This window comes from Amycolatopsis balhimycina FH 1894, assembly GCF_000384295.1.
Lineage (GTDB): Bacteria > Actinomycetota > Actinomycetes > Mycobacteriales > Pseudonocardiaceae > Amycolatopsis > Amycolatopsis balhimycina.
In genome coordinates this window covers 4724596-4748739 of sequence record NZ_KB913037.1, presented here as the reverse complement: position 1 = coordinate 4748739, position 24144 = coordinate 4724596, and the positions used below count along the sequence as shown (strand labels likewise).

The following is a 24144-nucleotide window of genomic DNA, read 5'->3' as shown; positions in this document are numbered from 1 at the left end:
CAGCGCGCCGCCCCCGGTACTCTGCGGAAAAGCGATTCCGGAACCCAGGGGGTACGAGCAGTGCACATCGACCAATGGCTGGAGGCGATCCCGCCGCTTTCGGTGTACCTGATCGTCGGTGCCGTGATCATGATCGAGAGCCTCGGTATCCCGCTCCCCGGCGAGATCGTGCTGGTCAGCGCGGCGCTGCTGGCCTCGCAGCACAGCAACCTGAACCCGCTGTGGATCGGCATCCTGGCCAGTGCCGGCGCCATCATCGGCGACAGCATCGGTTACCTGATCGGGAAAACCGGGGGACAACGGCTGTTCGCCTGGGCCGGCCGGAAATTCCCGAAACACTTCGGGCCGACACACATCGCCAACGCCGAACGCATCTTCAACAAACGCGGTGTCTGGGCCGTCTTCCTCGGCCGGTTCATCGCGTTCCTGCGCATCCTCGCCGGGCCGCTCGCCGGGTCGCTGCGCATGCACTACCCGAAGTTCCTGCTGGCGAACGCCGCCGGCGGCATCGTGTGGGCGGGCGGCACCACCGCGGCCGTCTACTACCTCGGTGTCGTCGCCGAAGAGTGGCTCGGCAACTTCTCCAAGTACGGCCTGGTCGCCGCGATCGTCCTCGGCGGCGTCGTCTTCTTCGTCATGAAGAAGCGCCTCGGCCGCAAGCACGAAGAAGAGGAAAAGCAGGAAGAGACTGCCGCCTAGACGGTGACGAGTTCGCGCTTGGGCGCCGGCCGCAACGAGCCCAGGAGCACGCCGCCGATCACGACCAGCGCGGCGACGATCTCCAGGCCGCTCGGCCGCTCGCCCAGCAGCGCGAACGACGCCGTCAGCCCGACCACCGGCACCAGCAGCGAGAACGGCGACACCACGCCGGCCGGGTTGCGGCGCATCAGCGTCGTCCACAGGCCCGAGCCGACGACGGTGCCGATCAGCACGACGTAGGCCAGGCCGCCGAGCGCGGTCAGGCCTGTCGGCGTCCCGAGCGTCGTCAGCGAACGCCACTGCGCGGCCGGGCCTTCCATGACCAGCGAAAGCGCGAACATCGGCAGCGGCGGCACCACCGACATCCACAGCGTGAAGTGCAGCGGGTTGTCCGGCTTCGCCTTCCGCGTGCTGAGGTTGCCGAACGCCCAGCTCAGCGCGGCCAGCAACGTCAGGACCATCGGCAACAGAGCCGCGTGCGCGGACCGCTGCCACGCGATCATGGCCATCCCTGCCACCGCGAGCGTGATCCCGGCGAGCTGGTACGGCGTGACGCGTTCGCGCAGGAAGACGGCGCCGAGGAGCACCGTGAACGGCGCCGAAGCCTGCAGCACCAGCGACGCGAGCCCGGTCGGCATCCCGGTGTCCATCGCGATGAACAGGAACGCGAACTGCCCGGTGCCGAAGCCGAGGCCGTAGCCGAGCAGGTGCCGCACCGGCACCTTCGGCCACGGCACGAACAGGATCGTCGGGATGGCGATCACGGCGAACCGCAGCGCACCCGCGAACACCGGCGGGAACTGGCCGAGCGTGGCGTGGATGGCGAGGAAGTTCAGGCCCCAGAGGACGGCGACGAGCACGGCGAGAAGACGATCGCGAGCTGGCATGCCTTCACTCTGGCAACCTTGACGTTGAAGGACCAGCGAGAATATCTGCAGGAACCTTGTAGCAGTGCTTCACGTACGCTGGCGCCATGGACCTGGGTCGCCTGCGCACGCTGCGGGAGTTCGCCGACCGCGGGAGCGTGACGGCGGCCGCGCGGGCGCTGCACTGCACGCCGTCGGCGGTTTCGCAGCAGCTGCGCGCGCTGCAGGGCGAGGTCGGCCTGCCGCTCACCGAACCGGCGGGCCGCGGCCTGCGGCTGACCGACGCCGGCCGCGCGCTGGTCGCCCGCGCCGACGAGGTGCTCGCCGCGCTCGAGCGGGCCGAGTCCGAGCTGGACACCTACCGCAGCGCGCCGCGCGGGCGGGTGCGGATCGCGATCTTCCAGTCGGCCGGGCTGATGCTGCTGCCGGGGCTGCTGACCCGCGTCGCCGGGTACGACGGCTTGGAGGTCGACGTCCGCGATGTCGACATGACGCCGGCGGAGGTGCCCGGCCTGGTCGCGGACTACGACGTCGTCGTGGCGCACCGCGACGAGCACGCGCCGGAGTTCGATTCCGGGCGCCTCGACGTCGTGCCGCTGCTGCGTGAGCCGCTCGACGTCGCGCTGCCGGCCGGCCACCGGCTTGCCGGCCGGCGTCGCGTCGAGCTGGCCGACCTGGCGGACGAACGCTGGATCAGCGTCGACTTCGGTTTCCCGGTGGACGACGTGCTGCGCTCGCTGACGATCCGCACCGGGGTGCGGCCGATCGTGGTGCAGCGGATCAACGACTTCCGGATCACCGAGCGGCTGGTCGCCGCGGGCCACGGAATCGCGCTGCTGCCGAGGTACACAATGGACAGTAGTCGCGGCAGTGGCCTGGTCGGGCGGCCCCTCGCGGGCATCCGCGCGGCCCGGCTCATCGAGGCGGTCTGCCGCACCGGTGCGCTGCAGCGCCCGGCCGTCGCCAAGGTGATCGACGAGCTGCGCGCGGAGGTCGCCCAGCTCACGGCCTGAAGCTGTGGAGGTGCGTCAGCGCGATCCGCAGGGCGTCCTCGAGTGGCGTGATGTCGTGCCGGATGTGGGCCAGCAACAGTCCACCTTGGACGGACGTCATCGCGGCCTGGGCCAGCCGCGCCGGGTCGGCGCCGGGCGCGAGTTCTCCCTTGTCCCGCAACGCGGTCAGGCCTTGCTCCAGGTACGACTCCCATTTCCGGTACGCCTGGTCGACGAGCGGCGCGAGCTTCGGGTTGTCGCCCACCTCTCCGGCGAGGTTGCCCAGCGGGCAGGCGATCGGCCCGCCCGCGCGGCGGTGGATGTCCAGGATCTGCTCGGTCCACGTCTCGAAATCGGTCCAGGAGCGCAGCTCGAAGATCGCGGGCTGGTTGCCGAGGATCTGCTCGAGGTACCGGTCGATCACGGCCGCGACCAGCTGCTCCTTGTTCTTGAAGTAGTGGTACATCTGCGATTTTCCGGCGCCGCTCTTGGCGAGCACCTTGTCGACGCTCGTGCCCGCGACGCCGTCGAAGTACATCAGCTGGGCCGCCGCGTCGACGATCGCGTCGCGGGTCCGCTTGCCGCGTGGGGTCGTGGCCACCGCTTGCGCCTCCATGTACTGAATAGTACAGTCAGTCGTACTGTACCGATCAGTACAACAAGCTGGGGGAATCCATGACTCTCGACCAAGGCCTGTCCGGCATCCGCGCGAACCTGCGGAACGTGGCGCCCGCCGAGATCGCCGACGTGCTGGTCGAGCACCAGCGCGATCTCGTCGGCTCGGCGGACCCGGCGAAGTTCGCCGGGGTCGGCACGACGGCCGCCGGCTTCACGCTGCCGGACGCCGACGGCACCGCCGTCAGCCTCGGCGACCTGACCGCCGACGGCCCGGCCGTCCTGGTTTTCTACCGCGGGCAGTGGTGCCCGTACTGCAACCTGACGCTGCGGGCGTACCAGGCCGAAGTGGTTCCCGAGCTGGGGAAGTACGGGGCTCGCCTGGCCGCGATCAGCCCGCAGCTGCCGGACGGCTCGGCGGCCGTGAAGGAGTCCAACGAGCTGGGCTTCCCGGTGCTCTCGGACGTCGGCAACGTCGTCGCCCGCGCGTTCGGGCTGACGTTCACGGTCGGCGAGAACGTGCGTCCGACGATGGCCAAGATCGGCGCCGACCTCGACAAGCACAACGGCGGCTGGGAGCTGGCCCATCCGTCGGTCGTGGTGGTCGACCGCGACCGGGTGATCCGGTTCGTCGACGTCCACCCGGACTACACGACCCGCACTGAGCCCGCGCAGCTGCTGGAAGCCGTCAAATCGCTTTAACTGCTTAAGGGGGTCCGGGTGGCGGAGCCCCCGGCCCGGAGCGGAGCTCCGGTTGTCACAGCGCTGCGCTTCATGCCGTAGGTGATCGCCGAGCCCAGGATCAGGGCCACGCCGAGGGAGAGCAGCAGGCTGATCCCGGGTTCGGTGACCATCCGGCCGCCCGCGTAGCCGAGGAAGGCCACGTACGACGTCCAGAGTGTGACGCCAATGGCCGAGGCGGGGAAGAACTCCGCCATCGGCCACCGGAGCGATCCGGCGAGGAGGGCGCCGATCGTCCCGCCCGACGGCAGCCAGCGGGCGATCACCAGCACCGGACGGGGATGGCGCTGCAGCCGGCCGTCGAGCCGGCCGAGGCCGGCGGCGAACTTCTTCCGCCGGCTCAGCCGGTCCAGCGCCGCCCGGCCACCGAACCGGCCGAGGGCGTAGAGCGCCTGGTCGGACGCCAGGCACCCGGCACTCGCCACGGCGATCACCAGTGCGAGCGACGTCCCGCCCTGTGCCGCCGCGATGCCCATGCCGAGAAGTGTCACCTCGGTGGGCAGCAGCGGCACCAGCGAGACGACGAACAGCAGCACCAGTCCCGCCGTCGATCCGTCCACGCTTCCATTAACCGCCTGCCGGGCCCGGAAAACTCCTGATCACCGGGTACTCACAGGAACCCGACAGGCGGCGCACAGACTCGGCTACCGGTTGGCGCGGTTCACCGCCGAGACGACCGCGCGCAGCGACGCCGTGACGATCGACGCGTCGATCCCGATGCCCCAGAACACGCGGTCCGAGATCGCGCACTCGATGTACGACGCGGCGCGCGCGTCGTCGCCCGGCGAGAGCGTGTGCTCGCTGTAGTCCAGGAGCCGCAGGTCGAAGCCGACCGTCGACAGCGCGTCGAAGAACGCCGCGATCGGGCCGTTGCCGCGGCCGGTGATCTCGTGCTCGTCACCCTCCACACGGACGGTCGCGGTGATGTCGTACTCGCCGTCGCCGTTGTCTCGGACGTGCTGGCGGACCAGCTCCAGCGGCGTCTTCAGCTCCAGGTACTCGGCCGAGAAGGCGTTGTACATCGTCGTCGGGTCGACCTCGCCGCCCTCGGAGTCCGTGTAGCGCTGGATGACCTTCGAGAACTCGATCTGCAGGCGCCGCGGCAGGTCGAGCTGGTGCTCGGCCTTCATGATGTAGGCGACGCCGCCCTTGCCGGACTGCGAGTTCACCCGGATCACGGCCTCGTACGTGCGGCCGACGTCCTTCGGGTCGATCGGCAGGTACGGCACCTCCCACGGGTACTCGTCGATCGGGACGCCCTGCTTGTCGGCGGCGTCCTTCAGCGCGTCGAGGCCCTTGTTGATCGCGTCCTGGTGCGAGCCCGAGAAGGCGGTGAACACCAGGTCGCCGCCCCACGGCGAGCGTTCGGGCACCGGCAGCTGGTTGCAGTACTCGACCGTCCGCTTGATCTCGTCCATGTCGGAGAAGTCGATCTGCGGGTCGATGCCCTGGCTGTAGAGGTTCATGCCCAGCGCGACCAGGTCGACGTTGCCGGTGCGCTCGCCGTTGCCGAACAGGCAGCCCTCGATGCGGTCGGCGCCGGCCTGGTAGCCCAGCTCGGCGGCGGCGATGCCGGTGCCGCGGTCGTTGTGCGGGTGCAGCGACAGGATCACCGAGTCGCGGCGGGCCAGGTTCCGGCTCATCCACTCGATCGAGTCGGCGTAGACGTTCGGCGTGGCCATCTCGACGGTCGCCGGCAGGTTCAGGATCACCGGCTTCTCGGGCGTCGGCTGCCAGATTTCGGTGACGGCGTTGCAGACCTCGAGCGCGTAGGACAGCTCGGTGCCGGTGTAGGACTCGGGCGAGTACTGGAACCGGAAGTCGGTGTCGGGCTGCTTCGCGGCCAGCTCGACGACCAGTTCCGCGGCCTGCGTCGCGATCTTCTTGATGCCTTCGCGCTCCTCACGGAAGACCACGCGGCGCTGCAGGATCGAGGTCGAGTTGTAGATGTGGACGATCGCGCGCGGCGCGCCTTCGAGGGCCTGGAACGTCCGTTCGATCAGCTCGTGGCGGCACTGGGTCAGCACCTGGATGCTGACGTCGTCCGGGATGGCGCCTTCGTCGATGATCTCGCGGACGAAGTCGAAGTCCGTCTGCGACGCGGCCGGGAAGCCGACCTCGATCTCCTTGTAGCCCATGCGGACCAGCAGGTCGAAGAACTTGCGCTTGCGCGCGGGCGACATCGGGTCGATCAGGGCCTGGTTGCCGTCCCGCAGGTCGACGGCGCACCACAGCGGCGCGCGGTCGATGCGCTTTTCGGGCCAGGTGCGGTCGGGCAGGTCGATGTTCTCGACCACGTCGTACCAGGGGCGGTAGCGGTGGACCGGCATGGACGTGCCGCGCTGGGTGTTCCAGGCGGGCTGGTCAGCGGGCGCGGTACGGGAGGGTTTGCGGATCTTGCTCATGGGAAAGGGGGTGTCTCCAGCTCGACGGGTGCGACCGGCACCACGAAGCCCCGCGACGGGGAGCCGGTCCGGTCAGGCCCCGTCGCGGCAGCGAAGCAGGAGAGCACGCGCCACGACCCCACCATAACCAGGGAACGCGGGCTGAGGGAAGCCGGGCCGCGATGGATTCGTTACCCGGTCAGTTACTTGTGGGTAGCAATCGGCCTGGCCCCGTGCGAAACTGCGGGCATGGGTGAGCACGCAGAGTCGTCGGAGGAGACGCGCGTCTCCCGTCGCGCCGCCGTCGACTGGCGCCGGACCGGGGGCAAGGTGGCTTCGGTGGTGGCGTCGATCGTCCGCTGGATCGGGCTGGTCTTCGCCGCGCTGCTGGTGATCCACGTGATCTTCACGGTCGGCTCGGCCAACCCGGACAACGGCATCGTCTCGTTCGTCAAGTCCTGGGCGGACAGCCTGGCGCTCGGCTTCAGCGACCTGTTCACGCCGAGTGACGGAAAGCTCCGGGTCCTGGTGAACTACGGTATTGCGGCGATCTTCTGGCTCGTCGTGTCCGGGATCCTCGCGAAGGTCATCCGCCGGGTGGGCGGCACCTCCTGATTTCGCGGTGATCACGATCAGCGCGAGCTCGTAACGCACTGTCGCCGCCGGGCGATATCAGCACGCCGGAAGGGGTGCTGATCATGTCCGCTTCACCGTCTGTCGCAACGAGGCCGAGCGCGGTCGCCCGTGTCGTGAGCCTTTGGTATTTCGTCGTCACCATCGCCTCGTTCGGGCTTTTTGCCTGGGTGCCGTTCGTGCACGCCGCCGCCCGGCTGGGCCGGAAATCGTTGTACGTCCGGGCCGTGTTCTTCGCCGCGATCGCCGTGGCGATCGGTGTGCTGGTGGCACTGACGCCGACGGATGCGAACGGCAAGACGGTCGGTGCGACCGGCAGCCTGACCAGCATGATCGGCGCGACGCTGGCCATCGCCGTGATCGTGGTCGCCTGCGTTCAGCAGGCCAAGCTGCGCCGTGAAATCCTCCGGCAGGCCCCCGGCGAACGACTCGACGGGTCAGGCCCGGCCCTTGAGGCCGCACTGGCCGCGCGAGAGCGGCGGGCCGAGGCGCGGAAGCTGGCCCTCGGCGACCCGCTCATCGCGCGCGACCTCCGGGTCGGCCGCCCCGACCTGCAGCGGAACTACGACGACGGCGGGCTCGTCGACCTCAACAACGCGCCGGCGGCTGTCATCGGCTCGGTTTGCGGGCTCGACGCCGCCACGGCCGAAGCGATCGTCGAGATCAGGACCGCTGTCGGCGGGTTCACCACCGTCGACGACGTCCTCACCGCCGTGCCCGTCGCCTCGTGGGACCGCGTGCGCGACCGGGCCGTCGTCCTGCCGGGTTAGAGCGCCGGCTTGCCCCACTGGTCGGTGAAGGCGAACTCCGCCAGCGGCAGCCGCACCCGGTCCGCCTTCTCCCGCTCGATCCGCCAGTCCTCCTCCAGCACGTCCGGCTCGGCTGGTGATCCCACCGCGATGGCCACCTTCGGGACGACGTCTTCCGGGAGGGAGAACGCCGCGCTGACCGCCTCCGGCGAAAAGCCCGCCATCTGGTGGGCGATCAACCCCAGCTCGACCGCCTGCAGCACGAGGTTCTCCGAAGCCAGCCCGAGCCCGTACTCCGCGTACGGGACGTCGCCCTTCTCGTTCGTCGGCACCATCACGCCGATCAGCAGCAGGCTCGCCCGGTGCGCCCAGGCCCGGTTGCCCGAATTGAGCGTCGCCAGGATCGCGTCGAACGACGGGGTGCCGCGAGCGCCCACCAGGTAGCGCGCCGGCTGGGTGTTGCCGAACGACGGCGCCCAGCGGGCCGCCTCCAGCAGGGCTCTCACCTGTTCCGGGGAGACGGCAGCCGACTCGTCGTAAGCCCGCGGGCTCCACCGCTCCGCCATCAGGGTTGCGATCGGGACGCTCGTCACAGCTGGTTTCCGCACGGCCAAGACGTTACCTGTGAGTGCTGTGCATCACTCGGGAGGAAGGGCTCCGCGCATTTCGTTGGTGTTGCGGAAGATTTACTTCCGCGGTACCCGCGGGCGGGGTCCGCCCCACGTCAAGAGGGTGGCGGGCCGCCGAAGCCCCGGTAGGCTCCTGGTCAAATCATGGGACGCGGGGGCTCTCCGGTGCCCACCAGGGAGCCGCCCGGCCCGCGAGGAGGTTCGGGCGTGGCCCTCGTGGTCCAGAAGTACGGCGGATCGTCGCTGGAAAGTGCCGACCGGATCAAGCGCGTCGCCGAGCGGATCGTCGCCACGAAGAAGGCGGGCAACGACGTCGTCGTGGTCTGCTCGGCGATGGGTGACACCACCGACGAGCTGCTCGACCTGGCGCAGCAGGTCAACCCGGCGCCGCCGGAGCGGGAAATGGACATGCTGCTCACCGCCGGTGAGCGCATCTCGAACTCGCTGGTCGCGATGGCGATCGCGGCCCAGGGCGCCGAGGCCTGGTCGTTCACCGGTTCGCAGGCCGGCGTCGTCACGACGTCGGTGCACGGTAACGCGCGCATCATCGACGTCACCCCCAGCCGCGTCACCGAGGCCCTCGATCAGGGCTACATCGCGCTCGTGGCGGGCTTCCAGGGCGTCGCGCAGGACACCAAGGACATCACCACGCTGGGCCGCGGCGGTTCGGACACCACCGCTGTCGCGCTGGCCGCCGCGCTGAACGCCGACGTCTGCGAGATCTACTCCGATGTGGACGGTGTGTACACGGCGGACCCGCGAGTGGTGCCGGACGCGAAGAAGCTCGACACCGTCACGTACGAAGAGATGCTCGAACTCGCCGCGAGCGGGTCGAAGATCCTGCACCTGCGGTCGGTCGAGTACGCGCGCCGCTACGGCGTCCCGATCCGAGTCCGTTCTTCCTACAGTGACAAGCCGGGCACGACGGTGACCGGTTCTATCGAGGAGATCCCCGTGGAACAAGCCCTGATCACCGGCGTGGCGCACGACCGCTCCGAAGCCAAGATCACGGTGACCGGGGTGCCGGACCACACCGGTGCCGCGGCCCGGATCTTCCGCGTGATCGCCGACGCCGAGATCGACATCGACATGGTGCTGCAGAACGTGTCCAGCACGGTTTCCGGTCGCACCGACATCACGTTCACGCTGTCGAAGGCCAACGGCGCCAAGGCGGTCAAGGAGCTGGAGAAGGTCAAGGCGGAGATCGGCTTCGAGTCGGTCCTCTACGACGACCACGTCGGCAAGGTGTCGCTGGTCGGCGCCGGGATGCGTTCGCACCCGGGTGTCACTGCGACGTTCTGCGAGGCGCTGGCCGAGGCCGGCGTGAACATCGAAATCATCAACACCTCGGAAATCCGGATCTCGGTGCTGATCCGGGACGCGCAGCTGGACGACGCCGTGCGCGCGATCCACGACGCGTTCGAGCTGGGCGGGGACGAGGAAGCTGTGGTCTACGCGGGGAGTGGTCGCTGATGGCGGACGGGCTGCGGGTCGGGGTGGTCGGCGCGACCGGCCAGGTCGGCGCGGTGATGCGCAAGCTGCTGGCGGAACGGGAGTTCCCGATCGCCGAGCTGCGGTACTTCGCTTCGGCGCGCTCGGCGGGGTCGAAGCTTCCCTGGCGGGACACCGAAATCACGGTCGAGGACGCGGAGACGGCGGATCCGTCCGGTTTGGACATCGCGCTGTTCTCCGCGGGCGGTTCGACGTCGAAGGCGCAAGGGCCGCGGTTCGCCGCGGCGGGTGCCACGGTGATCGACAACTCCTCGGCGTTCCGGATGGACCCGGACGTGCCGCTGGTCGTCAGCGAGGTCAACCCGCAGGCCATCAAGGAGGCGCGCAAGGGGATCATCGCGAACCCCAACTGCACCACCATGGCCGTGATGCCGGTGCTCAAGCCGCTGCACGACGAGGCCGGGCTGGTCCGGCTGGTCGCGTCGACTTACCAGGCGGTGTCCGGCAGCGGCCTGGCCGGCGTGGACGAGCTGGCCGGCCAGGTTCGCGCCGCGGCGGAACACGCGTCGCTGCTGACCCACGACGGCGCGGCGATCGACTTCCCGAAGCCGGCGAAGTACGTCCGCCCGATCGCGTTCAACGTCCTGCCGCTGGCCGGGTCCATTGTGGACGATGGTGAGCTGGAGACGGACGAAGAAAAGAAGTTCCGCAACGAGAGCCGCAAGATCCTGAGCATCCCGGGGCTCGGCGTGTCCTGCACGTGCGTGCGCGTGCCGGTGTTCTCGGGGCACTCGATCTCGGTGAACGCGGAGTTCGAGCGGCCGCTGACGCCTCTGCGCGCGACGGAGCTGCTGGCGCACGCGCCGGGCGTCGAGCTGTCGGAGGTCCCGACCCCGCTGCAGGCGGCGGGCAACGACCCGAGCTACGTCGGCCGCATCCGCGTCGACCAGGGTGTCGAGGGCGGCCGCGGGCTGGCGTTGTTCGTCTCGAACGACAACCTTCGCAAGGGCGCGGCGCTCAACGCCGTGCAGATCGCGGAGCTGGTGGCCCAGCAGCTCTGACGACCACGCCGAAGGCCCCTCACCGATCGCGGTGAGGGGCCTTCGCGGGAGTTCACGGCCGGGTCGCGCCGTAGCAGGCCAGGTACCGCGTCTTCAGGAACTCGCGTTCCGGGCGGCCGGTGTAGGCCCAGACGAGCGCGTCCGCGTGCACGCCGAGCACCTTGAACTGCTCGACAGCCTCGTTGCCCCGGTCGTTCGCCACCAGCGCCTTCGCCGCGTACGCGCGGTCGCGGAGGTTCGCCGGGTGGTCCCGGCCTTCGCCGTCCAGCCAGGGCAGGACGACGTCCAGGACCAGCTTGGTCCGGTCACTCTTCCAGGCCTCGACGCCCTTGTCCTCCGCTTCGTGCGCGGCGACGAGGGTCAGGCCCGCGAGCTTCGGCGCCTTTTCGACGGCTTCGTCGGCGAACGCGAACATCAGCTCGTGCGAGCCGAACCACTTGGCGCACCAGTACTGCAGCGCCTGCTCGTGGGCCGGCCGGTGGAGCGGGTCGCGGGCCACGAGCTCCGCCCAGACCGCGCGGAAGTCGTCGTTCCCGTACTGGCGTCCGCGGGCGACCATCAGCATGGTGCACCACGGCGTGGGATCTTCGGGCGCGACTTCGACCGCGGCGTGTGCCGCGGCTTCGGCGTCTTCGAGCACGCGGAAGAACCCGGCCCACTGCTCCTCGGAGACGTGCTCCGGGGTGTACGACGAGCGGATCTGCCAGGCCAGCGCGACCAGGCCTTGGGCGTTGACGGCGGCCGCGTCCACGCTGCCGGACGCCTGCCACGCCTTCAGCGGCCCGTCGTCGTCCGCGGCGGCGTCCCCGAGCTGCTGGACCGCGAACGCCCGGCGGTCCCAGTCCGTGCCGAGGTCCGTCAGCAGCGCGGCGGCCGGCTGCCAGTCACCGGCGCGGTAGGCCGTGACAGCCTCGGCGACGCGGGCGTCGGCGACGAACTTCGCCGCCGTCACCTCCTTGTCCGGCGGGAGACCCCACAGCGCGACGTCCGGCATCTCGACCTTCGGTTTGTCGTCCTGGGGGACGAACTGCGCGAGTTCCTCCGGGGAGAGCGTCTTCGCGTAGTCCTCGACGCTCATCCCGCGGGCCTTCGCGGCCTTCACCAGCGCGATGGCGGCCTTGCGCCGCTTGGAATTGAACAATGACAGCACTGTTTCTCCTCAAGAACGGACGGGCAGCGCGCCGACGGCCGCCAGCAGGCGGCGTAGCGGCGCGGTGTCGTGGTCGGCCGCCGCGGCGTCGAGGGCCGCGGCCAGCTCGCTGCCGTGAGGCTCGTCGACGACGAATTCGGGCGGGCCGGACCAGGACAGCTTCCAGTGCGCCACCTCGGCTTCCGCGAGGTACGCCTTGACCACAGTGGACAACCGGTCGCGAACCGAGGGGGCGGCGAACTCGCGCTGGGCCCGGGGACCGGCCGACGCCGGCGGCTTACTCTCCGGGTCGGCAAGCTCGGCGGCCCGGCCGGCGTCGATGAGGTCGAGGGCCTGCGCCAGCGTCTTCCCCGAGCCCAGGATCCTGGCCGCCTCGAGAGTGACGGAGTGCCGGACGCCGAGGTCCACCACCCTGGCCCAGTCCGTGCGGCGCTTGGCCTTCGCCTTGTCGGAAAGGCCGGTGGCCATCGCCGCCTCCAGCGTCGCAGCCGCGTCGCGGAGGATTTCGCTCGCCGGGTGGCCGGCGTCCGGGCGCCCCGGGACCTCCGGGAGCGCCTCGAGCGCCGCGATCCGCTCCGCCGTCGGCGGATGCGTGTCGTAGCGGGAAGTCTCTTCCGCCGGCGGGTTCTGCCGGACGCGGTCGAACTCCTCGGCGCGGCCCTCGTCGGCGAGCAGCGACTGGAAGCCACCGGCCAGCCGGTCGGGCAGGTAGCCGGCGTCCCAGCCGATCGCGACGTAGCGGTCGAAGTAGAAGTCCCACGCGATGTCGAGGGCTTCGATCTCACGCAGCGCGCTGGTCATCGCCGTCGTGCCGGCGACGCGGGCCGCGGCGGCGTCGGCGGCGAGCTCCTGACGGCGGCAGACCGCGGCGGAGACGGCGAAGTACAGCTTCGCGTAGAGCACGAACAGCCTGCGGACCAGCCCTTCGAACCAGCCGTCGCCGCCGAGCCCGGTCAGCGCGCGCTCGATCGACCGGCGGCCGCGGTAGGTCAGCCCGGCCAGCCGGGTGTCGCGGTTGCTGTAGTGCCCGAGTTCGTGCCCGAGCAGGGCACGCAGCTGGTCGTGCCGCAGGCCGGCGAGCAGCTGCGCGCCGATGAACATCTCGCGCCGCCGCACCCGCAGCCCGAGCCACCCGGTCCGCTCGCGCACCCCGGCGTTGACCTGGCTGACCAGCGTGATCGTGTCCGGCGGCCGGGTGCCGACCGCGGCGGCCAGCTCCTCGACGAGCGCCCACAGCGCCGGCTCGTCCGCCCGCGTCACCGGCACGCCGTCCGCCGTGTCCCCGAGGGTCCGCTCGATCGCGAACAGGGCCTTGAGCAGGGCGTACGACACCGGCACCGCGACGATGCCGAGCTTGATCGCCAGGATGCCGGAGTGCCGGAAGAAGAGGTACTCGGCCACGGCGAGGCCGCCGACGACCAGGAACACGAGCACCGGGAACCCGGCCAGCAGGGCGACGGCGACGAGCGCGCGCCACGACGTCTTCACGATGGATCGATCCTCCCCCAGCCGCCCCTCCCCGGACGGTCGGCTCATTGTGCACGAAGGACCGGCTCGGCGGATTTCTTTTTGCTCACGAAGAAATCGCGTTGGTGTTTTCGCGGTGGCCGGGACATCCTGGGGCCCGCAAGCACTTCAAGGGGAGGAAAACCATGTACACCGCTGTCGAAGGCGCCCGCGTCCCGATCCGGATGTGGGCGGACCCCACGTCGGTCGAAGACCAGGCCATGCGGCAGCTGCACAACGTCGCGAACCTGCCGTGGGTGCACGGCGTCGCCGTGATGCCCGACGTGCACTACGGCAAGGGCGCGACCGTCGGCAGCGTCATCGCGATGCGCGACGCCGTCTCGCCGGCCGCCGTCGGCGTCGACATCGGCTGCGGGATGAGCGCCGTCCGGACGTCGCTCACCGCGACCGACCTGCCGGACGACCTCGGCAAGCTGCGCCGCCGCGTCGAAAGCGCCGTGCCGGTCGGTTTCGGGCTGCACAAGACGCCCGTGAACCCGGCCAAGGTGCACGGCGTCGGCGGCTGGGACGCGTTCTGGAAGGGCTTCGGCGAGCTGCACAGCGGCGTCCAGGAGCTGCACGACCGGGCCGCGCGGCAGATCGGCAGCCTCGGCGGCGGCAACCACTTCATCGAGGTCTGCCTCGAGCAGGGTGGCGCCGGCGAGGGCCGGGTCTGGCTGATGCTGCACTCGGGTTCGCGCAACATCGGCAAGGAGCTGGCCGAGCGGCACATGGCCGTCGCGCGCAAGCTCCCGCACAACGCGGACCTGCCCGACCGGGACCTCGCGGTGTTCGTCGCCGGCACGCCGGAGATGGAGGCGTACCGGCGCGACCTGTTCTGGGCGCAGGACTACGCGGCGCGCAACCGCGCCACGATGGTCGCGCTGGTGAAGCAGGCGGTTCGTGACGAGCTCCCGCAGGTCACCTTCGACGACGCGATCTCGTGCCACCACAACTACGTCGCCGAGGAGACCTACGACGGCGTCGAGCTGCTCGTCACCCGGAAGGGTGCGATCCGGGCGGGCTCGGGCGACTTCGGGATCATCCCGGGCAGCATGGGGACCGGTTCGTACATCGTCCGCGGCCTGGGCAACGACTCGTCGTTCCAGTCGGCTTCGCACGGCGCGGGCCGCCGGATGTCGCGGACCAAGGCGAAGAAGCTGTACACCGCCGACGACCTCGCGGCCCAGACGGCGGGCGTCGAGTGCCGCAAGGACTCCGGCGTGGTCGACGAGATCCCGGCGGCGTACAAGGACATCGATACGGTGATTCGTGCGCAGAGGGACCTGGTCGAGGTGGTGGCGCACCTCAAGCAGGTGGTCTGCGTCAAGGGCTGAGCGGTACCTTGGCCGGATGACGAGGGGTGGAATCACGGCCGCGCTGCTGGCCGCGGCCGCACTGCTGCTGAGCGGCTGCGACCAGGTCGGCAGCGCGGTCGACCAGGGGAGCAGGACGGCGGACAAGGTCGGCACGTGCGCGGAGGCGCTCGGGCTCGCCGACCTGAACCCGCTGGTCGACCCGGCCAAGTTCAAGGCCCGGGCCGAGGACAAGGAACGGCGGCTGCGCGAGCTGGCGGGGAACGTCCAGGACCAGCACGTCAAGAACGCGCTGCTCGGCATGGCCGACTCCTACGTCGAGGTGCAGAAGGAACGCATCGAGGACGCCGGCGTCGTGGCCAAGTGGGTGCAGCGCAACGTCAAGAAGATCGACGCGCTGCGCGCAGCCTGCGGCTGACGGTCAGGCTCAGATCGCAAGTCCGTGAATGGCACATTGAGGGACTTGAAGTCCCTCAATGTGCCATTCACGGACTTGCGTGTGGGCTCGCGCTAGTTGCGGCTGTCGGCCAGCGCCGGGACCGGCTCGGGGGCCGGGGAACGGCGGTGCAGCAGGCCGGCCGCCGCCAGGACCAGGCCGCCGAGGCCGGCCGCCGCGAAGCCCCATGCCGGGCTCGAGTGGTCTATCGCGAAGCCGACCACCGGGCCGCCCAGGGCCAGGCCGAGCCGGGTCGAAGCGTCCTGCAGTCCCATGGCCTCGCCGCGGACCTGCGGTGGGGCGATCCGGCTGACCGTCTCGGTCGTCGCCGCCAGTGTCGGTGCGCAGACCAGGTTCGTCGGGATCAGCACCAGCATCAGCAGCCACCACGGCTGGTCGGCCAGCCCGACCGGCACCACCAGCAGCGCGAGCAGCAGCATCAGCACGCCCTGGGGCAGTGACCGCCGCACCGCGCCGTGCACGATGCCGCCGAGGATCGACGCCGTGCACATCACCGCGATGACCAGCCCGGTCACCTGGAGGTCGCCGTTCGAGCGCAGGGCCGCCAGCGTCGCCAGCTCGGTGCCGACCAGCACGAACAACGCGCCGGCGGCGATCAGCAGCGTCGCCACCAGCCGTCCGGTGAGCCAGCTGCGCAGCGGCGGCCGGGGTCCCAGTGGTTCCGGCTCGGCGACCTCCTCGCGGAGCGGGGGGTTGACCAGCCAGATCAGGAACGCCGTGCCGCCGAACAGCACGCCGAGCGCGGTGAGCGTCCAGGTCGGTGAGAACGCCGTGATCGCCGCGATGCCTGCCGCGGGACCGATCATGAACGTCGCTTCGATCGAGATGGTGTCGAGCGAATACGCCGCCCGGCGCTCCTTCAGCGGCACGAGCACCGCCAGGACCTGCCGCGCCAGCGAGCCCGCCGGCACCGAAAGCATCCCCGCCGGAACCGCGACCGCGGCGAGCGCCGCGTACGGCAGGTGCGGCGCGGCGGCCCAGAACACCGTCGTCCCGATCCCGCAGACCGCGACCACCGGGCGCAGCCCGTACCGGTCCAGGCAGCGGCCGAGCAGCGGCGCGCCGACCCCCGTCCCGAGGGTGACGCCGGCGCCGACCACCCCGGCGGCGCCGTAGCCGCGGCCGAGCCCGGTGACGATGTACAGCGTCATCATCATGCCGTTCATGGTCATCGGCAGCCGGGCCAGGAACATCAGCGCCATCGTCGACGGGACACGGGGGACGGACAGGACCCGGCGGTACGGCTGCAGCGACACGCCCTCGATGAGAACCCAAGTTGGTACGCGCGTGCAACATGTTTCCGTGCTCAGCCCCTGGCGCCGGGAGATTTTGAGAGTTACTCTCATTTGGTAGTTGCTATCAATTGGGGGTCGCTATGACTCAACCTCATCCCCGCCGGTGGTGGGCACTCGGCGCGCTCGCGGTGAGCCTGCTGACCGTCGGCCTCGACCTGACCGTGCTCAACGTCGCCGTGCCGACGCTGGCCGTCGACCTCGGTGCCACGACCACGCAGCTGCAGTGGTTCGGGAACGCCTACACGCTGGCGCTGGCCGCCCTGCTGCTGCCGGCCGGCCTGCTCGGCGACCGGTTCGGCCCGAAGAAGCTGCTGCTCGGCGCCCTCGTGGTGTTCGGGCTGGCCTCGCTGGGCTGCGCTTACGCCGGTTCGCCGGGGGAGCTCATCGCCGCGCGGGTCGTACTCGGCGTCGGTGCCGCGTTCCTCATCCCGCTGTCGCTTTCGCTGCTGAACATCCTGTTCCCGCCGGAGGAACGGGCGAAGGCGCTGACGACGTGGGTGATGGCGATGTTCCTCGGCATCCCGCTCGGCCCGCTGCTCGGCGGCTGGCTGCTGGACCACTTCGCGTGGGGCTCGGTGTTCCTCGTCAACGTCCCGCTGACCGTGGTCGGCGTGGCCGCGGTGCTGTTCCTCGTGCCGCTGACCCGGGGCTCCGGCCAGGGCGGGATCGACTTCACCGGCATCGCGCTCTCGGCGGCCGGGCTGGTCGCGCTCACCTACGGCTTCGTCAACGCCGGCGAGCACAGCTGGGCCGACCCGGTGACGTACGGCCTGATCGCGCTGGGCGCCGCGCTCGTGGCGGTGTTCTGCCGGACGCAGACGCGGGTGGCCGCGCCGCTCACCGACCTCGCGTTGTTCCGCGAACCGCGGTTCGTCTGGGGCGCGGTGCTGGCCACGATGGCGTCCTTCGCGCTGATGGGCCTGTTGTTCGTGCTCCCGCAGCTGTTCCAGGCGGTCCAGGGCGCCGACGCGCTGCAGACCGGCGTGCGGTTGCTGCCGCTGATCGGCGGGATGCTGGTGGCGGCGAAGATCGCCGAACGGCTGGTCGCGGTGCTCGGCGTGCGGTGGGTCGTCACCGGCGGGTTCGTGCTGCTCGCGGCCGGGCTGGCCTGGGGTTCGGCGACTTCGCCGTCGGACGGCTACGGCGCCACCGCCGGCTGGGAGACCGTCGTCGGCCTCGGCACCGGGTGCACCCTGCCGCCGCTGATGACGATGGCGATGGGTGCGCTCACCGAGGGCCGGTCGGGGGCCGGTTCGGCGCTGATCCAGGTGCTGCGCCAGGTCGGCGGCACCATCGGCGTCGCGGTGCTGGGCACCGTGCTGAACGGCGTCTACCGCGACGGCGTCGCCGTCGACGGCCTGCCCGCGCCGGTGGCCGACGCGGTACGCGGCAGCGCGTCCGCCGCGGTCGACGTCGCGGCGAAGCTGCACCTGCCGGCACTGGCCGGTTCCGCGCGGGCCGCGTTCACCGACGGCATGGCCGCGACGCTGTGGGTGTGCGCCGGCCTCGGCGTGGCCGCCGCGGCGCTGGCGCTGTTGTTCTTGAGCGCGGCGGAGTTCCCGCCCGGGCGGGACCCCGCCGGAGCGCAGCCGCGAGAATCGGAGCATGACGTCGTCGCCATCTGAGCCGCAGGGACTGCGCGAACGGAAGAAGGCCCGGACGCGTGCCGCGATCCAGCGGCACGCGTTGCGGCTGTTCCAGGAGCAGGGCTACAGCGCCACGACGGTGGACCAGATCGCGGCGGCGGCGGAGATCTCGCCCAGCACCTTCTTCCGGTATTTCCCGACGAAGGAGGCGACGGTCCTCTACGACCCCTTCGACCCGGTGCTCATCGCGGCCGCGATGGCCCAGCCGGCCGAGCTCAGCCCGGCCGCCGCGCTGCGGGCGACCGCGAGCGTCATCCGCGAGGTCGTCTCCGGCGAAGACTGGGAGCGGGAACGCCAGCGGCAGATGCTGGTGTTCCGGGAGCCCGAACTGCGCAGCGCGATCATGGACCAGTTCGCCGAGGGCATCGACCTGCTGGCCGGGCTGGCCGCGCAGCGCACCGGCCGGGCCGTGGACGACTTCGAGGTCCGCAACTGGGCGGGTGCGGTGGTCGGCGTGATCATGGCCGCCTTCCTGGGGGCCGCGGCGGATCCCGACGCCGACACGCTGGTGATCTTCGACCGGGCGCTCGCGCACCTGGAGGCGGGCCTGCCGCTGTGACCGGCAGCCGTGGATTCCGGAATTGATTTCGCATTCGTGCGTCCACCTCGGGGGAACCGTGTGGGTGGCGATGCGAGCGTGGGGGACGCCCCATCTGGAGCAGTCGTGACACGCGGTCCGACGGAGTGATGAAGCTAAATGATCACCGTTTACACTCGTGTGAGTTACCAAGTCGTTCCATAGTGGACCGACGTTACCAGCAGTGATGGTCCGAATCGGTCATGATGATCTTCAGGGGGACGGGCAAGGCTCCGCCGTTAATCAATTGCGGGCCAGTTCGCTTTATTCGCATCCGGCACGTAAGGGTTAGAAAACGTCCCTAACCGGTGATCGGGTGGCTTATCTCCGACACGGCGGGTATCGATTACCTCGTCAGGTCTCCCGAGGCCAGGAGGTAAGGAATGAAAGGCAAGTTCGGGCGATCCATCGCCCTGGTAGCCGCCGGCAGTCTGCTGGCGGTCGCGACGGCGGGGATCGCTTCGGCGAGCCCCGGCGGGGGCAAGGGGTCCTCCAGCACCCAGGCCCTCGCCGCACAGGTGCTCCAGATGCGTGACGACCTGACCAAGGTGGCCTACGCGAGCAACGTCGGGGCGACGCGCACCGACCTGGGTCAGCTGAGCCCGGTCCTCGCGGACATCGCGGCCGGGAAGCGCTACACGGTCCAGACCGACACCGAGCAGCTGGCCGGCCTGGCCAAGGGCCGGGCCGACGAGTCCGCCCGGCTGCTGGCCAACCCGACGGCGAAGCCGCGCCAGCTGCCGCCGTTGCCGCTGCCGCCGATCCCGGACCTGCCCGGTCCGCTGAAGATCGTCAGCGACCTCCTCAAGGCCCTGCTGGGTGCCCTCACCGGCATCCTTGGCGGTCTGCTCGGTGCTCTGCCGGTGCCGCCGTTGCCGCTGCCACCGTTGCCGGTGCCAGGGACGTAGCCCGTCGTAACCACTGAAAACAGGGGGGCCCGGAGCCCGGCCGCGGACATTTCTCCGCGCCGGGCTCCGGGTTCGTCCGGTTCCGGAGGTCGTGAACGACTCGTTCACCTCGTCCGACGTCAGGAAAGAGTCGTTCACGACGTCCGGAAGCGGTGTCAGTCCCGTTTGGACAGACCCTGCCGCAGCGCGCCCGCCGTCTCGGCCAGCGCTTCGCGGAACCGGGTGCCGACGCCGGTGAAGTTGATGAAGCCGTGGATCAGGTCGTCGTGGCGGCGGAGGGCGACGTCGACGCCCGCTTCGCGCAGCTTCTGCGCGTACGCCTCGCCTTCGTCGCGCAACGGGTCGAACCCGGCCGTGACGATCAGGGCGGGTGGCAGGCCGCTCAGGTCGTCCGCGTGCAGCGGTGACAGCCGCGGGTCGGTCAGGTCGGTGCCTTCCGGCACGTAGTGGCCCTCGAACCACTTCATGTGCACGTCGGTCAGGAACAGGTCCTCGGCGAACAGGTCCTGCGAGCGGTAGCGCTGAGCGAAGTCCGTCGCCGGATAGATCAGCAGCTGGAACGCCGGGGCCGGGCCGCCGCGCCGCACGGCCTGCTGGGCCGTCACGGCGGCGAGGTTGCCACCCGCGCTGTCGCCGCCGACGGCGATCCGGGCCGGGTCGGCACCGAGGTCACTCGCCTTCGCCACCGCGTATTCGAACGCCGCCAGCGCGTCTTCCGTCGCCGCCGGGAACGGAAACTCCGGGGCCAGCCGGTACTCGATCGACAGCACCCGCACCCCGGCGTGCTTCGCCAGGTACCGGGCGGCGTTGTCGTGGCTCGAGCGGGTGCCGATCACCCAGCCACCGCCGTGGAAGAACACCAGCAGCGGCGATTGCTCGGGCAGTCCCACCGGCGTGTACAGCGTCGCCGGCAAGTCGCCATCGGGGGTCGGCACGGCGATCTCCCGCACCGAGACCGGCTCGATCGGCTTGCCGCCGACCAGGTGCCTGCCCTGGTCGAGCAGGGCGCGTGACCGCTCGACCGAGCCGCGGACCAGCTCGGCGCGGGCGATCTTCTGGAGCCGGAGCAGCAGCTGGGCGTCGAGCGCGAGGTCCTGGCCGTCGATGCGGACCGGCCGGCCCGCGACCGCGCGCCGCACCGGCGTGGGCAGCCAGAACGAGAGCTGTGACGCGGCCGCCCGGACACGGGTCGTGAGCGGGATCGCCATGGTTCCTCCTGGAGCGTCGGGGCCGCTCAGGACGTTACTTGCCAGTAGGTAACAGGTCCAGCTGTGACCGGCACCTCGGTCCCAGAGTCTGGTCCTCCAGTTAAGTGGAGGGGTTAGCCTGGAAAATGTGACTTCAGCCAGGACGGTGAACGTGCTCGGGATCGGCGGCTCTCTGCGCGAGGGCTCGCAGTCCGAGCGCGCGCTGCAGATCGCGCTCGGCGGCGCGGCCGAAACCGGTGTCCGGACCCGGCTGCTCACCGGCCCGGAGCTGGTGCTGCCGTTCTACGACGCCGGCGTGCCCGAGCGCGACGAGCGCGCGACGCGGCTCGTCGAGGCCATCCGGCAGGCGGACGGGCTCATCGTCGTCTCGCCCGGCTACCACGGCGCGCTGTCCGGCCTGGTCAAGAACGCCCTGGACTACGTCGAAGACCTCCGCGAGGACCGGCGCCCCTACCTCGACGGCCGCGCGGTCGGCCTCGCCGCCGTCGCGTACGGCTGGCAGGCCGCGGTCACCACGCTCGAACAGCTGCGCACGATCACGCACGCGCTGCGCGGCTGGGCGACCCCGCTCGGCGGTTCCATCAACTCGGCCGAGACCAAGTTCGACGAAGCCGGCGGCGCGTCGGACGAGAAGACCGTCCGCACCCTTCGCCTGATCGGGCGGCAGGTCGCCGAATTCGCGGTGACGCGCGCCGCATGACGTTTCGCCCGGTGGCCGCCGGGTACGCGATTCACGTGATGCCTGCCATGTGGGGGCACCATTCCGCGGGTGCGGGATGTTGTGCTCGACGAGAGGCGCCCGCAGTGGGGCGTCCGGGACAGAAGGCAGGCTGAGCATGGGTCAGGCGCTTTACACCGCGGTGGCGACGGCACGCGGCGACGGCCGCAACGGCGAAGTGACGTCCTCCGACGGCGTCATCGACGAGTCGCTGGCCATCCCGAAGGAAATGGGCGGCCCGGGTGGCGACAAGACCAATCCCGAGCAGCTTTTCGCCGCCGGTTACTCGGCCTGCTTCCACAGCGCGCTGCAGCTGGTCGCCCGCCAGGCGAAGGTGTCGCTGAACGGCTCGACCGTGACCGCGGAGGTCAGCGTGCTCAAGCAGGAGGTCGGGTTCGGCCTCGGCGTCGCGCTGAACGTCTCCCTGCCGGGCCTCGAGCAGGCCCAGGCCGACCAGCTGGTCGAGCAGGCCCACCAGGTTTGCCCGTACTCGAACGCGACCCGCGGGAACATCGAGGTCGCGCTCTCCGCCACCGTCTGACCCGCCGCGCCAGGTCCGAGCCAGTTCCGAGCCAGTACTGAGGAAAGGATCAGTCCAGATGAGCAAGTCTCCGATCAAGAGCCCGCTGTCCGAGGCCGACAAGGAGATCACCGGCAACGCCCTCCAGGCGACGCTGGTCGACCTGGTCGACCTCTCCCTCATCGCCAAGCAGGCGCACTGGAACGTCGTCGGTGCGAACTTCCGCAGCGCGCACCTGCAGCTCGACGAGCTGGTCACCACCGCGCGCCAGTACGTCGACGAGGTCGCCGAGCGGGCGAACGCGATCGGCGTCTCGCCGAACGGCAAGGCGAAGACCGTCGTCGAGAGCTCGGGCGTGCCCGAGTACCCGGACAACTGGCAGTCGGTCGAGTCCACGGTCGCCGCGATCGTCGACATCCTCGCGACGCTCATCGAGCGGCTTCGCCGGCGCATCGACGAGACCGACAAGAGCGACCTGGTCACGCAGGACCTGCTGATCGAGATCACCCGGGCGCTGGAAGAGGCGCACTGGATGTGGCAGGCCCAGCAGGCCTGATTTTTCGCACCAAAGGGGCCGTTCCGGACGGAACGGCCCCTTTCGCGTCGGCAGGCGCAGTACGTTCGGTGGCATGGTCCTGCATCAGGGGAAAGCCGACCGCCCGCACCGTGCGCCCGGGACGAATCCGTTGTACGCCGGGGCGAACCCGGCGCTCGCGGCGCATTTCGTCATGCCGCACGACAAGCTGCGCGACGACTCGCTCCCGCCGGACACCGCCCTGCAGCTGGTGCGCGACGAGCTGATGCTCGACGGCAACGCGCGGCTCAACCTCGCCACCTTCGTCACCACGTGGATGGAGCCGCAGGCGCGGGAGCTGATGGCGGAGTGCGTCGACAAGAACATGATCGACAAGGACGAATACCCGCAGACGGCCGAGCTGGAACGGCGCTGCGTGAACATCCTCGCCGACCTGTGGAACGCGCCCGACCCCAGTGACATCATGGGCTGTTCGACGACGGGCTCGTCGGAGGCCTGCATGCTCGCCGGGATGGCGCTGAAGCGGCGCTGGGCCAGGCTCGGGCGCCCCGGGAAGCCGAACCTCGTGATGGGCGCGAACGTCCAGGTGTGCTGGGAGAAGTTCTGCGAGTACTGGGAGGTCGAGCCGCGGCTGGTGCCGATGGACGGTGACCGCTTCCACCTCACCGCAGACGAAGCCGTCGCGCGCTGCGACGAGAACACCATCGGCGTGGTCGCGGTCCTCGGCTCGACGTTCGACGGCAGCTACGAGCCGGTCGCGGAGATCGCGGCCGCGCTCGACGAGCTGGAGAAGCGGACGGGCTGGGACATCCCGGTGCACGTCGACGGCGCTTCGGGCGCGATGATCGCGCCGTTCCTCGACCCCGGGCTGGTGTGGGACTTCCGGCTGCCGCGTGTGGCGTCGATCAACACGTCGGGCCACAAGTACGGGCTCGTGTACCCGGGCGTGGGCTGGGTGATCTGGCGCGACAAGGCGGCGCTGCCGTCCGAGCTGGTGTTCAACGTCAACTACCTCGGCGGCGACATGCCGACGTTCGCGTTGAACTTCTCCCGCCCGGGCGCCGAGGTCGCGGCCCAGTACTACACGTTCGTGCGCCTCGGCCGGGAGGGATTCCGCGCGGTGCAGCAGGCCTCGCGCGACGTCGCGACGCACCTTTCGGCCGGGATCGCGGCGCTGGGGCCGTTCTCGCTGCTGACGAGCGGTGACCAGCTGCCGGTGTTCGCGTTCACGACCCGCGCCGACGCGGGTTTCGACGTCTTCGACGTGTCCCGGCGCCTGCGCGAGCGGGGCTGGCTGGTGCCCGCGTACACGTTCCCGGAGAACCGGGCCGATCTGGCGGTGCTGCGGATCGTGGTCCGCAACGGCTTCACCCACGACCTCGCGGACCTCCTGCTGGCGGACCTGGCCCGGGTGCTCCCGGAACTGGAGCAGCTCGGCGGCCGTCCGAAGGACACTTCGAAGGTGACGGCGTTCCACCACTAGCTCA

Annotated in this window: 25 protein-coding genes; 16 read left to right on the top strand and 9 right to left on the bottom strand. The window is 70.4% G+C overall.

The genetic code is table 11. The annotated features are described in order from the left end of the window. The first annotated feature begins 60 nt into the window (after positions 1-60). Positions 61-699 carry a DedA family protein gene (locus tag A3CE_RS0121065; protein ID WP_020642093.1) on the top strand — a complete coding sequence of 213 codons (639 nt, stop codon included), beginning with the start codon at positions 61-63 and terminating at the stop codon, positions 697-699. Here A3CE_RS0121065 and A3CE_RS0121060 read toward each other — a convergent pair. Next, entirely contained in the window at positions 696-1586 is an 891-nt protein-coding gene (locus tag A3CE_RS0121060; RefSeq protein ID WP_026468703.1) for an EamA family transporter, read from the bottom strand. The genes A3CE_RS0121065 and A3CE_RS0121060 overlap by 4 nt on opposite strands. Positions 1587-1672: 86 nt before the next feature. Between A3CE_RS0121060 and A3CE_RS0121055 the strand changes: the two genes are divergently transcribed. Further along, positions 1673-2578 (top strand): LysR family transcriptional regulator, encoded by a 906-nt coding sequence (locus A3CE_RS0121055; RefSeq protein WP_020642091.1) that lies wholly within the window; start codon positions 1673-1675, stop codon positions 2576-2578. Here the strand turns inward: A3CE_RS0121055 and A3CE_RS0121050 are convergent. Next, positions 2568-3173, bottom strand: coding sequence for a TetR/AcrR family transcriptional regulator (locus tag A3CE_RS0121050; protein ID WP_026468702.1), 606 nt, complete (start codon positions 3171-3173; stop codon positions 2568-2570). The genes A3CE_RS0121055 and A3CE_RS0121050 overlap by 11 nt on opposite strands. A 59-nt stretch (positions 3174-3232) precedes the next feature. On the opposite strand from A3CE_RS0121050, the gene A3CE_RS0121045 reads away from it, so the two are divergent. Continuing rightward, positions 3233-3874, top strand: a complete 642-nt coding sequence (locus A3CE_RS0121045) for a peroxiredoxin-like family protein (RefSeq protein WP_020642089.1) — start codon at positions 3233-3235, stop codon at positions 3872-3874. Here A3CE_RS0121045 and A3CE_RS0121040 read toward each other — a convergent pair. Continuing rightward, a complete protein-coding gene (locus A3CE_RS0121040; RefSeq protein WP_020642088.1) occupies positions 3871-4473 on the bottom strand; it encodes a DedA family protein in 603 nt (200 codons plus the stop codon). The genes A3CE_RS0121045 and A3CE_RS0121040 overlap by 4 nt on opposite strands. An 84-nt stretch (positions 4474-4557) precedes the next feature. Continuing rightward, a complete protein-coding gene (gene leuA / locus A3CE_RS0121035) occupies positions 4558-6318 on the bottom strand; it encodes a 2-isopropylmalate synthase (RefSeq protein ID WP_020642087.1) in 1761 nt (586 codons plus the stop codon). Between the two features lie 228 nt (positions 6319-6546). Between leuA and A3CE_RS0121030 the strand changes: the two genes are divergently transcribed. Both A3CE_RS0121030 and A3CE_RS0121025 read left to right on the top strand, forming a co-directional pair. Then, positions 6547-6912 carry a hypothetical protein gene (locus A3CE_RS0121030; RefSeq protein ID WP_020642086.1) on the top strand — a complete coding sequence of 122 codons (366 nt, stop codon included), beginning with the start codon at positions 6547-6549 and terminating at the stop codon, positions 6910-6912. 134 nt (positions 6913-7046) lie between these two features. Further along, complete coding sequence (locus A3CE_RS0121025; protein WP_020642085.1) at positions 7047-7700, top strand: ComEA family DNA-binding protein; 654 nt, start codon at positions 7047-7049, stop codon at positions 7698-7700. Here A3CE_RS0121025 and A3CE_RS0121020 read toward each other — a convergent pair. Beyond that, on the bottom strand, positions 7697-8287 hold the full coding sequence (locus A3CE_RS0121020; RefSeq protein ID WP_026468701.1) for a nitroreductase family protein: 591 nt from the start codon (positions 8285-8287) through the stop codon (positions 7697-7699). The genes A3CE_RS0121025 and A3CE_RS0121020 overlap by 4 nt on opposite strands. Positions 8288-8515: 228 nt before the next feature. Here A3CE_RS0121020 and A3CE_RS0121015 point away from each other — a divergent pair, with 228 nt between their 5' ends. Together A3CE_RS0121015 and A3CE_RS0121010 are read left to right on the top strand one after the other, a co-directional pair. Then, positions 8516-9781, top strand: coding sequence for an aspartate kinase (locus A3CE_RS0121015; protein ID WP_020642083.1), 1266 nt, complete (start codon positions 8516-8518; stop codon positions 9779-9781). After that, positions 9781-10821 (top strand): aspartate-semialdehyde dehydrogenase, encoded by a 1041-nt coding sequence (locus A3CE_RS0121010; RefSeq protein ID WP_020642082.1) that lies wholly within the window; start codon positions 9781-9783, stop codon positions 10819-10821. The genes A3CE_RS0121015 and A3CE_RS0121010 overlap by 1 nt, the downstream gene beginning before the upstream one ends. Before the next feature lie 52 nt (positions 10822-10873). Here A3CE_RS0121010 and A3CE_RS0121005 read toward each other — a convergent pair whose 3' ends face one another. Together A3CE_RS0121005 and A3CE_RS0121000 are read right to left on the bottom strand one after the other, a co-directional pair. Further along, positions 10874-11971, bottom strand: a complete 1098-nt coding sequence (locus A3CE_RS0121005) for a hypothetical protein (protein WP_020642081.1) — start codon at positions 11969-11971, stop codon at positions 10874-10876. A 9-nt stretch (positions 11972-11980) separates the two neighbouring features. Next, positions 11981-13459 carry a M48 family metallopeptidase gene (locus A3CE_RS0121000; protein ID WP_020642080.1) on the bottom strand — a complete coding sequence of 493 codons (1479 nt, stop codon included), beginning with the start codon at positions 13457-13459 and terminating at the stop codon, positions 11981-11983. A gap of 164 nt (positions 13460-13623) precedes the next feature. Between A3CE_RS0121000 and A3CE_RS0120995 the strand changes: the two genes are divergently transcribed. Beyond that, entirely contained in the window at positions 13624-14814 is a 1191-nt protein-coding gene (locus A3CE_RS0120995) for an RtcB family protein (protein WP_020642079.1), read from the top strand. 16 nt (positions 14815-14830) lie between these two features. Continuing rightward, complete coding sequence (locus A3CE_RS0120990) at positions 14831-15211, top strand: hypothetical protein (protein ID WP_020642078.1); 381 nt, start codon at positions 14831-14833, stop codon at positions 15209-15211. Positions 15212-15303: 92 nt separating this feature from the next. Here the strand turns inward: A3CE_RS0120990 and A3CE_RS0120985 are convergent, their stop codons facing one another. After that, a complete protein-coding gene (locus A3CE_RS0120985) occupies positions 15304-16443 on the bottom strand; it encodes an MFS transporter (protein ID WP_026468700.1) in 1140 nt (379 codons plus the stop codon). Positions 16444-16625: 182 nt separating this feature from the next. On the opposite strand from A3CE_RS0120985, the gene A3CE_RS0120980 reads away from it, so the two are divergent. The 3 genes from A3CE_RS0120980 (at position 16626) to A3CE_RS0120970 (ending at position 19676) form a co-directional block, all read left to right on the top strand. Beyond that, positions 16626-18170: a DHA2 family efflux MFS transporter permease subunit gene (locus tag A3CE_RS0120980; RefSeq protein WP_245589568.1), complete on the top strand. Its 1545-nt coding sequence runs from the start codon at positions 16626-16628 to the stop codon at positions 18168-18170. Continuing rightward, a complete protein-coding gene (locus tag A3CE_RS0120975; RefSeq protein WP_020642075.1) occupies positions 18151-18750 on the top strand; it encodes an acyl-CoA-like ligand-binding transcription factor in 600 nt (199 codons plus the stop codon). Before A3CE_RS0120980 ends, A3CE_RS0120975 begins: the two co-directional genes overlap by 20 nt. Positions 18751-19151: 401 nt before the next feature. Next, entirely contained in the window at positions 19152-19676 is a 525-nt protein-coding gene (locus tag A3CE_RS0120970; RefSeq protein ID WP_020642074.1) for a hypothetical protein, read from the top strand. A gap of 155 nt (positions 19677-19831) precedes the next feature. Here A3CE_RS0120970 and A3CE_RS0120965 read toward each other — a convergent pair whose 3' ends face one another. Beyond that, positions 19832-20884: an alpha/beta hydrolase gene (locus A3CE_RS0120965; protein WP_020642073.1), complete on the bottom strand. Its 1053-nt coding sequence runs from the start codon at positions 20882-20884 to the stop codon at positions 19832-19834. Positions 20885-21011: 127 nt separating this feature from the next. Here A3CE_RS0120965 and A3CE_RS0120960 point away from each other — a divergent pair, with 127 nt between their 5' ends. The 4 genes from A3CE_RS0120960 (at position 21012) to gad (ending at position 24140) form a co-directional block, all read left to right on the top strand. Next, entirely contained in the window at positions 21012-21584 is a 573-nt protein-coding gene (locus tag A3CE_RS0120960; RefSeq protein ID WP_185839840.1) for an NADPH-dependent FMN reductase, read from the top strand. Positions 21585-21720: 136 nt separating this feature from the next. Beyond that, a complete protein-coding gene (locus tag A3CE_RS0120955) occupies positions 21721-22143 on the top strand; it encodes an organic hydroperoxide resistance protein (protein ID WP_020642071.1) in 423 nt (140 codons plus the stop codon). 58 nt (positions 22144-22201) lie between these two features. Next, on the top strand, positions 22202-22678 hold the full coding sequence (locus A3CE_RS0120950) for a Dps family protein (RefSeq protein ID WP_020642070.1): 477 nt from the start codon (positions 22202-22204) through the stop codon (positions 22676-22678). Positions 22679-22751: 73 nt separating this feature from the next. Beyond that, positions 22752-24140 carry a glutamate decarboxylase gene (gad, locus tag A3CE_RS0120945; RefSeq protein ID WP_026468698.1) on the top strand — a complete coding sequence of 463 codons (1389 nt, stop codon included), beginning with the start codon at positions 22752-22754 and terminating at the stop codon, positions 24138-24140. Positions 24141-24144: the final 4 nt, after the last annotated feature.

Excerpts from the sequence above, each read along its gene's own strand:
- A3CE_RS0120980 (WP_245589568.1), top strand. The coding sequence starts at position 16,626 with ATGACTCAACCTCATCCCCGCCGGTGGTGGGCACTCGGCGCGCTCGCG.
- A3CE_RS0121055 (WP_020642091.1), top strand. The coding sequence starts at position 1,673 with ATGGACCTGGGTCGCCTGCGCACGCTGCGGGAGTTCGCCGACCGCGGG.
- leuA (WP_020642087.1), bottom strand. The coding sequence starts at position 6,318 with ATGAGCAAGATCCGCAAACCCTCCCGTACCGCGCCCGCTGACCAGCCC.
- A3CE_RS0120975 (WP_020642075.1), top strand. The coding sequence starts at position 18,151 with ATGACGTCGTCGCCATCTGAGCCGCAGGGACTGCGCGAACGGAAGAAG.
- A3CE_RS0120990 (WP_020642078.1), top strand. The coding sequence starts at position 14,831 with ATGACGAGGGGTGGAATCACGGCCGCGCTGCTGGCCGCGGCCGCACTG.
- A3CE_RS0121010 (WP_020642082.1), top strand. The coding sequence starts at position 9,781 with ATGGCGGACGGGCTGCGGGTCGGGGTGGTCGGCGCGACCGGCCAGGTC.
- A3CE_RS0120950 (WP_020642070.1), top strand. The coding sequence starts at position 22,202 with ATGAGCAAGTCTCCGATCAAGAGCCCGCTGTCCGAGGCCGACAAGGAG.
- A3CE_RS0120955 (WP_020642071.1), top strand. The coding sequence starts at position 21,721 with ATGGGTCAGGCGCTTTACACCGCGGTGGCGACGGCACGCGGCGACGGC.
- A3CE_RS0121045 (WP_020642089.1), top strand. The coding sequence starts at position 3,233 with ATGACTCTCGACCAAGGCCTGTCCGGCATCCGCGCGAACCTGCGGAAC.
- A3CE_RS0121030 (WP_020642086.1), top strand. The coding sequence starts at position 6,547 with ATGGGTGAGCACGCAGAGTCGTCGGAGGAGACGCGCGTCTCCCGTCGC.
- A3CE_RS0121050 (WP_026468702.1), bottom strand. The coding sequence starts at position 3,173 with ATGGAGGCGCAAGCGGTGGCCACGACCCCACGCGGCAAGCGGACCCGC.
- A3CE_RS0120985 (WP_026468700.1), bottom strand. The coding sequence starts at position 16,443 with ATGTTCCTGGCCCGGCTGCCGATGACCATGAACGGCATGATGATGACG.
- gad (WP_026468698.1), top strand. The coding sequence starts at position 22,752 with ATGGTCCTGCATCAGGGGAAAGCCGACCGCCCGCACCGTGCGCCCGGG.
- A3CE_RS0121060 (WP_026468703.1), bottom strand. The coding sequence starts at position 1,586 with ATGCCAGCTCGCGATCGTCTTCTCGCCGTGCTCGTCGCCGTCCTCTGG.
- A3CE_RS0120970 (WP_020642074.1), top strand. The coding sequence starts at position 19,152 with ATGAAAGGCAAGTTCGGGCGATCCATCGCCCTGGTAGCCGCCGGCAGT.
- A3CE_RS0120965 (WP_020642073.1), bottom strand. The coding sequence starts at position 20,884 with ATGGCGATCCCGCTCACGACCCGTGTCCGGGCGGCCGCGTCACAGCTC.
- A3CE_RS0120995 (WP_020642079.1), top strand. The coding sequence starts at position 13,624 with ATGTACACCGCTGTCGAAGGCGCCCGCGTCCCGATCCGGATGTGGGCG.